The 13,060-nt window shown below is 68.2% G+C and carries 7 protein-coding genes; 2 read left to right on the top strand and 5 right to left on the bottom strand.

Translation table 11 applies throughout. The features are described 5' to 3' along the window. Positions 1-55 precede the first annotated feature (55 nt). Positions 56-3,238: a multicopper oxidase family protein gene (locus tag MLGJGCBP_RS35350; protein ID WP_160101611.1), complete on the top strand. Its 3,183-nt coding sequence runs from the start codon at positions 56-58 to the stop codon at positions 3,236-3,238. Positions 3,239-3,247: 9 nt separating this feature from the next. Here the strand turns inward: MLGJGCBP_RS35350 and MLGJGCBP_RS35345 are convergent, their stop codons facing one another. From MLGJGCBP_RS35345 to MLGJGCBP_RS35335, 3 genes are read right to left on the bottom strand one after another with little or no spacing between them, the layout of a single operon-like run. Beyond that, a complete protein-coding gene (locus MLGJGCBP_RS35345) occupies positions 3,248-4,222 on the bottom strand; it encodes an antibiotic biosynthesis monooxygenase (RefSeq protein ID WP_160101609.1) in 975 nt (324 codons plus the stop codon). Between the two features lie 17 nt (positions 4,223-4,239). Continuing rightward, the gene (locus tag MLGJGCBP_RS35340; RefSeq protein ID WP_160101607.1) at positions 4,240-6,957 is read right to left on the bottom strand and encodes a molybdopterin-dependent oxidoreductase; all 2,718 of its coding nucleotides are present in this window, start codon (positions 6,955-6,957) and stop codon (positions 4,240-4,242) included. Then, on the bottom strand, positions 6,954-7,781 hold the full coding sequence (locus MLGJGCBP_RS35335; protein ID WP_160101605.1) for an FAD binding domain-containing protein: 828 nt from the start codon (positions 7,779-7,781) through the stop codon (positions 6,954-6,956). The genes MLGJGCBP_RS35340 and MLGJGCBP_RS35335 overlap by 4 nt, the downstream gene beginning before the upstream one ends. A 180-nt stretch (positions 7,782-7,961) precedes the next feature. On the opposite strand from MLGJGCBP_RS35335, the gene MLGJGCBP_RS35330 reads away from it, so the two are divergent. After that, entirely contained in the window at positions 7,962-9,455 is a 1,494-nt protein-coding gene (locus tag MLGJGCBP_RS35330) for an acetyl-coenzyme A carboxylase carboxyl transferase subunits beta/alpha (RefSeq protein WP_160101603.1), read from the top strand. Here MLGJGCBP_RS35330 and asnB read toward each other — a convergent pair. Beyond that, entirely contained in the window at positions 9,452-11,293 is a 1,842-nt protein-coding gene (gene asnB / locus MLGJGCBP_RS35325; protein ID WP_160101601.1) for an asparagine synthase (glutamine-hydrolyzing), read from the bottom strand. The two genes, MLGJGCBP_RS35330 and asnB, sit on opposite strands and share 4 nt — an antisense overlap. 173 nt (positions 11,294-11,466) lie before the next feature. After that, positions 11,467-12,981, bottom strand: a complete 1,515-nt coding sequence (locus MLGJGCBP_RS35320; RefSeq protein ID WP_160101599.1) for an HNH endonuclease signature motif containing protein — start codon at positions 12,979-12,981, stop codon at positions 11,467-11,469. Positions 12,982-13,060 lie beyond the last annotated feature (79 nt).

The raw sequence follows: 13,060 nt of genomic DNA, 5'->3' as shown, positions 1-13,060 counted from the left end.
GTCTTCGAACCGTCGATCGATGCTGCTCAGCTGCCGTTTCGGAACGGGGAACACCATGGTCGTCCGCCGCAGGAAGCCGCTCGTCGCCATCGCCGTCGCCGTGGTCGTGTCCATGACGTCGGCGCTGACGGCGTGCACGTCCGACGAGCCGACCTCCTCGGCCGGTGGCAACGCCGGGCCCGACGGCTCCCCCGTCGCGTATGAGGAACCGGTCAAACTGTCGAGCGAGAACGGTGTGCTCGAAGTCCGGCTGTCCGCCCACCAGGGCACCGTCGACCTCGACACCGTCCCGGAACCGGTGTCCAACTTCCTGGTCTTCGGATACGAGGTTCTGCAGGGCACGAGTTCGAACGGCTCGACCACGGGCGACGACGTCTATCCGGCGCCGACGTTGCGCGTCGATCCCGGCGAGCGCCTGATCATCCACTACGACAACGATCTGCGGGACCTGACGATCGAGGACTTCTACGATCCCGCGTTCACGCCGGCGGGCGGTGACGTCCCGATCTATCCGCCGGCCCTCGAGTCCGCGCCGCTGAACCTGCACACCCACGGTCTGCACGTGAGCCCGGACGGCAACGCCGACAACGTGCTGCTCGACATCCCTGCCGGGATGGGCAACGTCTACGACTACGCGGTGCCGAAGGACATGCCGAACGGAATGTACTGGTACCACAGTCACCGTCACACGCTGACCGCGCAGCAGACGTACGCGGGGCTCGCGGGTCTGCTGGAGATCGGGCGGCCCGACGGCAACCTTCCCCTGGTGACGCAGAACGACGTTCCCATCCGCGACATGGCGCTGCAGTACAACTTCGTCTTCGACCGCAAAGGAAATGGGCACCAGCTGAACGACCCCAACTGGCCGCAGTTCGTGAGCACCCTGAAGCCCCCGGAGGGATCGCAACTCGCCGACGGCACGTACTCGCCGAGCCTCGCCCCGGTGAACTTCGCCGACACGACGGAGGGTGCCCAGTACGTCACCAACTGGTACGCCGGGCCGCTGTCCCCGGCGAATCACCGCGGGCAGAACCAGTTCGTGCCGGGCAATCTGCAGAGTTTCCGCAGTGCTTCGACGACCGTGCCCGCCGATCCGTCACTACCGGACAACGAGCGCGACGTGCAGTACACGATCAACGGGCAGTTCCAGCCGGAGCTGAAACTGAAGCCGGGCCAGACGGAGATCTGGGTACTGGCCAACATCAGCGATTTCGCGTACATGCCGCTCCGGCTCACCGAGACCGCGACGGGCAAGCATCCCCAGTTCTCGATCGTCGGCCAGGACGGCAACCCCTTCACCCAGGTGCAGCGGCCGGTCGGCGGTGACGGCACCCGGCTCGTCATCCCGCCGGGGTCGCGGTACGCGATCGCCGTGACCATGCCGGACACCGGCGACCTGGTGCTCGACATGCCACCGCTGGACGGGGCGAAACCCGTCACCAATCCCGGGGTGCTCTACACGAACAACGGCACCGACAATCCGCCCGCCGAACTGGGCACCGTGACAGTCGACCCGTCGGTCATCAGCTACGCCGACGGCTTCTTCACCTTCCCCACCCAGACTCTCGTCCACGTCACCCCCGACAGCGGGGAAGGCCGGACCACGCCGTTCGAACCCGGCCAGAACCTCGACGCCTACACGTCGTTCGTGGACACGTCGGTGATGACGCCCGACGTGAAGCGGACCCTCACGGTGTCGGGCGGGTTCGGCAACGAGAAGGCCAGCAACAGCGACCCGAAGGCGTTCACGTACGAGTTCGACGACAACACGTTCCCGAACATCCCCTTGATCCAGCCGCGGCTCAATTCGGTCGAGGAATGGACGATCACGAACCTCAACAACGACGAGCATCCGATGCACATCCACGTCAATGACTTCCAGGTGATGGAAATCGTCGATCCGGTCGCGGGCACCAGGACCGGGGTGCAGCCGTGGGGTGAGGACAACGTCAACGTGCCCGCGCCCGTCACGGACGCGAACGAGACCGCGCTGGAGCCCGCATCGGTGACACTGCGCACCAAATTCACCGAGTACACAGGCACTTTCGTGATCCACTGCCACCGCCTCAACCACGAGGACAACGGGCTGATGGCCACCGTCAACGTGATTCCCGAGGTGTCGACGTACGCGGTGGCGGTGCCGGGAACGCCGGGCACACCCGCCACCGTGCAGGTCCACGACGGCAACGGCGACAAGGTGATCGCCGCCGTCACCCCGTTCCCAGCCTTCGAGGGCACCCCGACGGTGGCGATGGCCGACGTCAACGGCGACATGATTCTCGACCTCGTCGCCGGCACCGGTGCAGGTGTGGCGCCCGAGGTCGTCGCGTACGACGGCAACGATGTCGGCTCCGGACCGTTCACCGCGGAGTTGACCCGATTCGCCCCGTTCGACGCCGGTTTCCGCGGGGGTGTGAACGTCGCGGGCGCGGACATCGACGGAAACGCGCTGGCCGACAACATCATCGTCGGCACCGGGCCGGGCACCGAGTCGCAGGTGAAGGTGTTCTCGTCCACCCTGCCCACGGAGAAGGGCACCGCACCCGAGACCTTCTCGACGTTCACGCCGTACCCCGGGTCGCAGTCCGGGGTCACCGTCGCCACCGGTCTGGTCGACACCGCGTCGGGCCGGGCGAGCATCGTCACCGCTCCGGGGCCGGGAGAAGCGCCTCGCGTGAAGACGTTCCGGTACGACCTGTTCGAGCCGACCGCCGCGGCGCAGGCCGACGGCACCGCGGACGAGCACGCCGGCCACCCCGGCGGCCCGCGGACGACATCGGAGTTCCTGGCCTTCGACGAGAACTACCTCGGCGGTGTCTCCCTCTCGACGGGCTGGGTGGCGGGCGCCGAGGGCGGAGCAAAGAGCATCGTCACCGGCATGCTCGGTGGCGACGGCACGGTCCGTGTGTGGTCGAGCGGGTCACGCCTCGAAGGCGAGCCGGGCATGTACCTGGAGAGCCCGAACCATCACTCCGACGGCGCCGTCGCCTTCACCCAGATCGCCTCGTTCGCGCCGTTCGCCGGCGGCACTCCCGGCGCCGGCGTGCAGGTGGCCACGACCAGCACCACCACGGGCGCCGACCTGCTCGTCAGCGGCGGCGGGCCCGGCGGCGCCGAGGTGCGCAAGTTCGGGCTGGGGCGCCCGGACCCGCAGTCCACGACGCTGGTGCCGCTACCCCTGGGTGCGCTCCCCGCGCTCCCCGCGGCGCACGGGTCCGTGCCGCTCGGCGGCCGGTAGGAGCCGGGGTCAGGGCAGGGTCCAGAACTGGGTGGTCACCAGATAGAAGACGACGACCCAGAACACCATGGCCCCGGCGACGACGGCGAGCCCTCGACGGTTCGTCTTCGCTTCGGGAACACCCGGCGCCGGCCGCAGCCAGTGCCCCAGTATCCGGTTCACGTAGTACGGCATCGTCACGAAGCTCATGATGAAGCTGGACAGCAGATTTCCGACGAGCAGGCCGAGCCACAGCGGCATCTGCAGCGGCGACAGCGCGAGGGTGAGGATCACGACCGTCGGATAGAGGCCGACCCACACCGCAATCGACGTCTTGGTCTCGGACGGTGGCGGCGCCTCGTGGCCGTTCTCGTCGAACGCGAACCAACTGCCGAACGAGTTGTCGATGGTGCGCAATTCGAAGTCGTGGAACTTCTCCCCTTCCGCGAGCAGTTCCTGCCGTTTCGCCGAGGTGAGCCACGTGTCGAGGTCGGCGGCGTTGTCGTAGCGGTACAGCGCGGTCCACTCGTCCTGGACACCTTCGACGGGGCGGAACAGTTCGCTCCCGCGGAAACCGTCGAACCTGCTCTCCTCCAAGCGCAGTCGGTCCTGCCACGCGAGGAAGTCGTCGACGTGTTCCGGGCGGACACGGTGCGTCACGACGACCGTCACCAGCGGATCCGCCTCCCGCACGCCGCCACCGGTGATGACCTGCTGCGTGGCGGGACCGTCGAAGTACGGTTGCCCCTGATCCAGCCGCTCCTGCCGGGTGGCGCTGTTGATCCACGCCTGCACGTGGGCGACAGAATCGAAGCGGTAGACCACGACCCAGTCGGGTTGCACGGCAGTGGGTGCGGAGATCTCGGCGCCCAGAAACCCGGGGTAGCGGGACGCCGCCGCGTTCATGTCCCGCTGCCAGGCCTCGAAGGCCTCCTCGGAACCGGCACGCACCTTCTGGCCGATGATGACCGTCGCGGCGTTGCCGGTGACCTTCTCGGTGTCCATCGCCTACTCCTCACCGCTCAGGTCGTCGGAACCGATCGGCTCTCGCCGATGCGGCTGTAGATGCGCTCGGGGGTGAGCGGCAACTCGCGGAAACGCACACCCGTCGCGTCTTCCAGCGCGTTGGCCAGCGCAGGCGCCACCGGGTTGATGCAGCACTCCGCCATTCCCTTCGCACGCATCGGCCCGACGGAATCCGAAGAATCGACCAGCAGCACTTCGGTCCGGGGAATGTCGGCGAAGGTGGGGATGCGGTAGTTGCGCAGGTTGGGGTTGGTCATCACACCGTTGTCGTCGACGTGGAAGTTCTCGGTCAGCACGAATCCGATGCCCTGGGCGACGCCGCCCTCGATCTGGCCGCGCACCTGCACCGGGTTGATGATGACCCCGGCGTCCGTGGCCTGGACGCTGTCGAGGATGCGGATCTCGCCCGTCACCCGGTGGACGGCGATGCGGAAACCGTGAGCGTTGGAGACGACGCTGCGCGGCGACCCGTACGCCTTGCGCGCCTCCGTGAACCGGATGCCGCGGGGGCGGGCGGCGTCGAGGAGTTCGGTCAACGGCACGCGTGTGCCGTCGCAGAGCACCGCGTCGTCGTCCATCGAGCAGGACGCGACGTCGACCCCGGTGTGCGCGGCGGCGAACGCCAGGATGCGGGTGCGCAGCGCTTCCGACGCCTGCGACACGGCGTTGCCCGCGACGAACAGGCCCGCACTGGCGAACGCACCCGTGTCGAAACCCGTGCGGTCGGTGTCGGACTGCACGAGACGCACCCGCGACGGCGTGGTGCCGAGCTGGGTGGCCGCGATCTGCACGTGCGCCGTCGACGTCCCCTCACCGAATTCGACGGTGCCGACGGCGAGTTCGTACACGCCGTCGTCACCGAGCGTCGCCCACGCTTCCGAGATGTGTTCGGTCGGGGGCGCGGTCTCGTGAAGCCCACACGCGGTGCCCACGCCGACGAGCCAATCCTCGCCCGGCACCTGCCCGTTCCCGGTCCGTCCCAGTGCGGCGTCCACGAGGTCGATGCACTGCCCGAGCCCGTCCTCCCCGAACACGACGTCGTCGGGTCCGTCGTCGATCGCCACCAGCGAGTCACCGGGGCGGACGATGTTGCGGCGCCGCAACTCGACAGGGTCGATGCCCAGCGCGACCGCCAGCTCCGTGATGGCGGACTCGACCGCGAACGCGGGCTGCGTCATGCCGTACCCGCGCAGCGCCCCGCTGGGCACGGTGTTGGTGTAGACGGAATATGCGTCGAACTTCTTGTTGAGGCACCGGTACGTCGAGATCGCGGCGCCGGCGGCGAACAACGTCTCGCCGCCGTGGTTGCCGTACGCGCCCGTGTTCGACACGTTGCGCACCTGGAACGCCGTGAGCGTGCCGTCGGCCCGGGCGCCGAGCTTGACCGTCAGCTTCATCGGGTGCCGCGGCGACGCCGTCGTGAACTCCTCTTCCCGGGTGAACTCGAGGGACACCGGCCTGCCTGTGTCGAGGGTGGCGAGCGCGACCAGATCCTCCGTGATCACCTCCTGCTTGCCGCCGAACGCGCCACCGACCCGCTCGCAGAACACCCGCAACTGGTCGGGGCGCAGATCGAACAGGTGAGCCAGCTTGACCTTCGCGATCGACGGCGATTGCGAACTCGTACGCACGTGCAGGCGGCCGTCCTCCATCCAGGCGATCGACCCGTGCGTCTCGAGATGCGCATGCTGCACCCGCGGCGTGAAGTACGTGCCCTCGTGGATCACGTCCGCCTCGGCGAACCCGGCCTCGACGTCCCCCACCTCACCGTGCAGTTCGAGCAGGATGTTGCGCACCGGGTCCTGGACGAACGGGTCGTCCGAACCGTGCAATTGCGGTGCGCCGTCGGCCATCGCCTCCTCCGGGTCGAACACGGCGGGCAGCACGTCGTATTCGACGACTACCCTGCGGCAGCCCTCCTCCGCGGCACCGACCGTGTCTGCCACCACCGCGACCACCCGCTGTCCGGCGAACCGGACCGTGTCGTCGAGGATGTACGTGTCGTCGGGGTCGACGAGGTGATCGGTGTGGATCGCGGTCGTGAACAGCTTCCGGGGGACGTCCTCCCACATGTACACGCGGTGCACGCCGGGGACGGCGAGCGCCGCCGTCTTGTCGATCGACACGATGCGGGCATGGGCGTGCGGCGAATGCAGCACCTTCATGTGCAGCAGGCCCTCGATCTCCGTGTCCATCGTGAATCGGGCGCGGCCCGTGACGACGTCGGTGGCCGCGGGCGCCCCGACGCTGGTGCCGACGGCCCGGCCCGGTTCGGCGACCTCGATCGCGGCGACACCGTTCACCGCGTCCTCGATCGCCCGGTAGCCGGTGCAGCGGCACAGATTGCCCTTCAACGCGCGGGGCAGGTCGGCCTTCTGCGCATCGGTGAACGTCGCCGACGTCATGATCATCCCCGCGGTGCAGAAGCCGCACTGGAACCCGGGGGCGTCCCGGAACTGCCGCTGCAGCGGATGCAGGTCGTCCGGCGAACCGAGGCCCTCGATGGTGGTCACCTCCCGTCCCTCGGCCCGGAACGCCGGTGTGATGCAGCTGTGCACGGGATCGCCGTCGAGCCACACCGTGCACGCTCCGCAATCGCCTGCGTCGCAACCCTTCTTGACGCCGTGATGGCCGAGCGAACGGACGAACGTCCGCAGGCACTGCCCGGGGTGCGGCTCCTCGTCGAACGTCCTGCCGTTGACGGTGTACGTCATCGTCGCCCTCCTGCCGCGAGTTCGGTCCGGATCTCCTCGGCGTAATACTTCGCGAGGTGACGACGGTGGTCGGGGGTGCCGTTGGGGTCGTCGAACCACACGTCCTCGGGTAACGCGTCGATGTTCTGCTGCAGCGTCCCGGCGTCGGGCACGGTGTCGAACGCGAATCGGATCGGACGGGTGGTGCCCGCCGTGATCGTGAGCAGCAGGCCGTCGGCGTCGGACGACCGGGTGCCGATCATGAACAGCGTCGACCGGCCCAGGTGTGTCAGTGTGAAGCGGCGGTGCGCGTGACGCTTGCGCAGGGCGCCGACCGGGATGTCGATGCGCCGCAGGATCTCACCCGGCGCGAGGACGTTCTCGTGGTTGCCCGTGACGAAGTCGGCGGCGTCCACGGTGCGTTCGGACCCGTCGGCCGCCCACAGTGTGTACGTCGCCTCGAGTGCGACGGCCATCGTGATCATCGGGCCCGCAGGCAGCGACATGCAGATGTTGCCGCCCACCGTCGCCGAATTCCAGACCTTGAACGACGCCAGGAACGCCTCACAACTCGTGGCGAACAGCGAGCCGGCGAGCCAGTCGTCCGGCGGCGCAAAGGCATACAGGTCACGGACCGTGCACGTCGCCCCGATCTCCAGACCCGCATCGTTCGGCACCAGCGAATCCCAGCCGAGCGCCGTCAGATCGACGAGCCTGCGCAGGCCGGGTTGCGGCTCGGAGAACAACCACGTTCCCCCGGCCAGCCACGCGTCGCCGTCCCGCCACTGCGCGCCCGGGCGGTCGGGTGGTCGCCGCACGACATCGGTGATGGTGTTGAGGTCCATATGACTGCTCCACTCGGGAAAAGTGTCGTCGTTCTCGTACCCGGCCTGCGTCAACTCACCTGACTCTAGACACCGCAGTAGCCCTCTCGGCGTTTTTTGCCCTGTTCCACCCGGGGCGAGCGACCGTCACCCGTCGTAGCAGACATCTACCGGCCCGGCCCGACCGCTACTCTCAGGTCCATGGCTGCCAAGATCTCCGCCCACGACGTGCTCGAGTTGGTACTGGACGCAGGCAGCTTCGTCTCCTGGGACACCACTCCTGTCGACGCGCGCCCGAACGAGAAGTACCGGTCCGACCTGCAGAAGGCGGCCGAGAAGTCGGGCGTCGACGAATCGGTGATCACCGGCGTAGGTACCGTCCGCGGTCGCCCGGTCGCGGTCATCGCGTGCGAGTTCGCGTTTCTGGCCGGTTCGATCGGCGTGGCCGCCGCCGAGCGGATCGTCTCCGCCATCGAACGCGCCACCAACGAGGGTCTCCCCCTCCTCGCGTCCCCGACGTCGGGCGGCACCCGCATGCAGGAGGGCACCGTCGCATTCGTGCAGATGGTGAAGATCGCGGCGGCCGTCGCCACCCACAAGGCCGCCCATCTCCCCTACCTCGTGTATCTGAGGAACCCGACCACCGGCGGCGTGTTCGCGTCCTGGGGTTCCCTCGGGCACATCACGGTGGCCGAACCGGGTGCACTCGTCGGGTTCCTCGGGCCCCGCGTCTACGAGGCGCTGTACGGCGAGAAGTTCCCCGAAGGCGTGCAGACGTCCGAGAACCTGTACCGCAACGGCGTCATCGACGGCGTCGTGCCCGCCACCCGCCTGCGCAGGCTCGTGCACCGTGCGTTGCGGGTGCTGATCGATCCGCCGACGCCACCCGCCGCGACCGAACCGGTGCCGGACGTCGACATCCCCGACGTTCCCGCATGGCAGTCGGTGATGCTGTCGCGGCGCGCCGACCGGCCCGGCATCCGCCACCTGCTGCGCCACGCGGCCACCGAGCAGGTGCCCCTCAGCGGCACCGGTCAGGGCGAGACCGAGGGGACGGTGCTGTTGTCGCTGGCCCGTTTCCGCGGCGCGCCGTGCGTGCTGCTGGGCCAGGACCGCGCCGGCCAGTCGGCGCTGAACACGATGGGGCCCGCCGCCCTCCGCGAGGCACGCCGCGGCATGCGGTTGGCCGAGGAGTTGCAGATCCCCCTCGTCCTGGTGATCGACACTCTCGGTGCGGCGTTGTCGCAGGAGGCCGAGGAACGCGGGCTGGCCCCCGAGATCGCGCGCTGCATCTCCGACCTCGTGACGTTGAAGACGCCGACCGTGTCCGTTCTGCTCGGTCAGGGCACGGGCGGCGGGGCGCTGGCGTTCCTGCCCGCCGACCGTGTGCTCGCCGCGCAGAACGGGTGGCTGGCCCCGCTGCCTCCCGAGGGCGCGAGCGCCATCGTCCACCGCGACACCACCCACGCACCCGAGATGGCCGCCGCCCAGGGCATCCGTTCCCTCGACCTGCTGCGGGACGGCGTCATCGACGCCATCATTCCCGAGCATCCGGACGCCGCCGACGAGGCCGTCGACTTCTCCAAGCGGGTCGGCGAGGCCATCTCCCGGGAACTCCGCGCCCTGACCGGGGTCCCGGAGAGCGAGCGCTTCGCGGCCCGGCTCGCCCGCTACCGGAACCTCGGCCTGAACTAGGACAGTTTGATGGTCGGCTTGTACATGTCCATCCACAGTGCGAGGTCGAGGGTGCGTTCGAGTCCGCGACGCGACACCTGAGTGATCTGCGGGGTGTCGACGGACACCGCCCGCGACAGCCAGTCCGCGCTGACCAGGCCGAACACCGGGTGCGAGGGGTCACCGAGCAGGTCTTTGCCGTGCTGCTGCAACGCCACCGCGTACTTCGGGTCCTGGGTGGACGGGTACGGCGACTTCACCCGGTCGATCACCGACTGCGGCAGCACATCCCTGGTCGCGGCCCGCAGCAGGGACTTCTCCTTGCCGTCGAACGTCTTCAGCGACCACGGCGTGTTGTACACGTACTCGACCAGCCGGTGATCGCAGAACGGCACGCGCACCTCGAGTCCGACGGCCATGCTCGCGCGGTCCTTGCGGTCGAGGAGCACGCGGACGAACCGCGTCAGATGCAGGTAGCAGATCTTGCGCATCCGCCATTCGAAGTCGGATTTGCCGTCCAGCCGGTCGATCCCGGATATCGCCGCATCGTACGAATCCTGCACGTAGTCGTCGATGTGCAGGCCCGCCGTCACGTCCGGGGTGAAGATGTTGCTCTCGTCGCCGAAGTGCTCGGCGAACTGCACGAGCCACGGGAAGGTGCTCGCCTGTTGCGCCTTCGGGTCGAAGAACTGCTTGTAGCCGCCGAACACCTCGTCGGCCGACTCGCCGGACAGCGCCACCGTGGAATGCTGACGGATCGCCTTGAACAGCAGATACAGCGACGCGTCCATGTCGCCGAGGCCCATCGGGATGTCGCGTGCCCGGATGACCTTCGCACGCACCGCGGGATCGGCGAGGTCGTCGGAGTCGAGAACGATGTCCTGGTGCGCGGTCCCCGACCTGCGGGCCACGTCGTGCACGTACGGGGTGTCCGGAGTGCCCCGCAGTTCGTCGGCGACGAAATGTTCGGTCTGCCCGACGAAGTCGACGGCGAACGTGCGGACCGTCTCCCCCACCTCGGCGAGTTGCTCGGCGGCGATGCCCGTCATCGCCGAGGAGTCGAGACCACCGGACAACAGCGTGCAGCGCGGCACGTCGGCGACCAGTTGCCTGCGCACAATGTCGTCGAGGAGTTCGCGGACGTGCGCGACGGACGTGTCCCGGTCGTCGGTGTGCGGCCGGGTCTGCAGGGTCCAGTACCGGTGCGTCCGCAGTCCGGTGCGCGAGACGGTGACCACCGTGCCCGGCTCCACCTCACGCATGCCCTCCCACACGGCGTGGCCCGGCGTCTTCACGAACGCGAACAGCTCACGGATCCCGTCCATCGTGACGGTCGGCTCGGCGATCGGATTGGCAAGGATCGCTTTGGGTTCCGAACCGAACAGCACACCGTCGGGGGTCTCGTAGTAGTAGAACGGCTTGATGCCCATGCGGTCGCGGATCATCACCAGGGTGTCGGTCCGCGAATCCCAGACAGCGAACGCGTACATGCCGTTGAGCCGCTCCGCGACGGCCTCGCCCCACTCCAGATATCCGTGGAGCACCACCTCGGTGTCGGAGTTCGTGGCGAACCGGTGACCGCGCCCGTACAGTTCCTCGCGCAGTTCACCGAAGTTGTACACCTCCCCGGAGTAGACCATTGCCACGGTCCCGCCGGGGGTGCCCACACTCATCGGCTGATGCCCGCCCGGCAGGTCGATGATCGCGAGCCGTCGATGCCCGAGCGCTGCATGTTCGACGACCCACGTGCCGCGATCGTCCGGCCCCCGGCAGTTCATCGTCTCGGCCATGGCATCCACGGTGGACTGCTCGACGCGTAGGTCGCGGTCGAACGAGATCCATCCGGTGATTCCGCACATGTGTTCCTCCGGCTGTCGCTGGCGCTCTTCCTTCGGCGCATGGTCAGTTGCGAGGCGGCGAACCGAGTCCGAACCGTAGCAATCACATTGACAGTTCTTTACTCTTGCTAACCACCTATATTCCACGGTAACCCCTTTCCGCGCACAGGCGGCGGGCCCGCAATCGCCGCCGGTCAGAACGGTGCGGGTTCGTCGGGTGCCGCGCGGGTGGCGGGTGGGCTGTTCGGCGGGTTCGACTCCTTCGATGGATCCGGTGGGTTCGACGGTTCCGACACGCTCGGTTTCCCACGCCGGCGTCGTGCCGCGTCCAGGTGCGCCTGCCGTCGGCGGCGCTCGGCCCGGATCCGGGCAGCGGTGTTCTGCGCACGGGTGCGGCGGCGGGACGCGGGGTCAGCGATGCGATCACGCCCACGCGCGCCCAGAATTCCCGAGGACCGCGGACGGTATCGGTGTCCGGTGGGCGCTATCAGCTCGATTCCACCCTCGGCGTCCACCTGCCAATGACCGGAATGTTTGAGCCTGTGATGGTTTCGGCAGTAGGCGGTGAGGTTCCCGGCCACCGTCGGACCTCCGGCGGCGGGATCGGAGTGGTCGAACGGCCGATGATGATCGAGGTCCGTGTTCCAGGCCGCGACATCGCAGTGCAACCATTCGCACCCGCCGACCAGCACCCGCAGCCAGGTTTCGAGAACGGTTCCGGGACGGTACGTGGTCGCCGCGGTGACGCTCGGTGGCCGCACCGTTTCGACGTCGGCGTCGACTGCGATCTCGCGTGCGTGTGCGGCGTCGACGATTCCGTAGCCATCGAGGTAGCCCGGTTCGTCGTGGCCCGCGAGGGTGGAGTTGAGCATGATCAGGTGCACGAGCGGCTTGCGCGCCGTGGGCACGATGCGCGAGTCCTGACTGCAATCGACCCGCTCGCATTCGCATTTCACGTACCCGGCACCGTCGACGAGGGCGGACAGTCCGTCGGCCCGTCGCTGTTCGTAGGTTCGAAGATCTTTCGGGCACACCGTATTTGCCAGTTCGCGCAGGCGTGCGTCGAATGCCCGGCCCTGCACGGCGGGGAGGGATCCGAGGATGCGGCACATGCCGTCCTCGGCGGCGCTGACTCCGACGAACCTGTCGGCCTGCGCTTTCTCCCGCTTGGCCCGCACCCCTGCGGGATCGAGCCTCGCGATGATGCGGTTGGCGGCGTTCGTCAGCCTGCGGCCGGTCAACCCGGTTCCACCGGAGCGCGGTGGGGCCAGAACCTGCTCGAGGAGTTGACGTTCGACCTCGCCGATGCGGTCATCGGTGACGTTTGCCGTCGCGTCCTCGATCAGGCGGACCCGGTACATGTCGAGGTCGCCGCGCGCCATGGCCTCGCGGGTCGCAGGCAACCGGGTGCGCAGCGACATTCCGAGGCCGATCAGACGGCCCGCCGCCGCTCGCCCCATGGTGAGTGCGGCACCGATCTCGGCCTCGACCACTTCGTGCGCGGTCGACGTCCACGCCCCGTCCGTCTCGATCTCGGCAGTGCGGCGCACGAACAGCTCCGCGATCACCGCCAGCTTCCGTTCGGCCACCACCGACTCACTGCGATGCAGGTCGGTCATCAACTCGACCAGACCTACGTCGGATTCCGCGTCGGCGAGACAGCAGACGGTCTCGCGAACCCCCCGATCCAATACCCCCGTATCGAACATGTGTGCCCCTCCTTACGTTTGTGTGGGCAGTTTTACCTCGATTCCGCCGAGATTGAGATAGATCATCGCCGTGAGTGAT

It is taken from the genome of Rhodococcus sp. T7, from assembly GCF_009872365.1.
Lineage (GTDB): Bacteria > Actinomycetota > Actinomycetes > Mycobacteriales > Mycobacteriaceae > Rhodococcus_F.
Note: the sequence above shows the minus strand (reverse complement) of the source record. Positions and strands in the feature narration are given on the sequence as shown.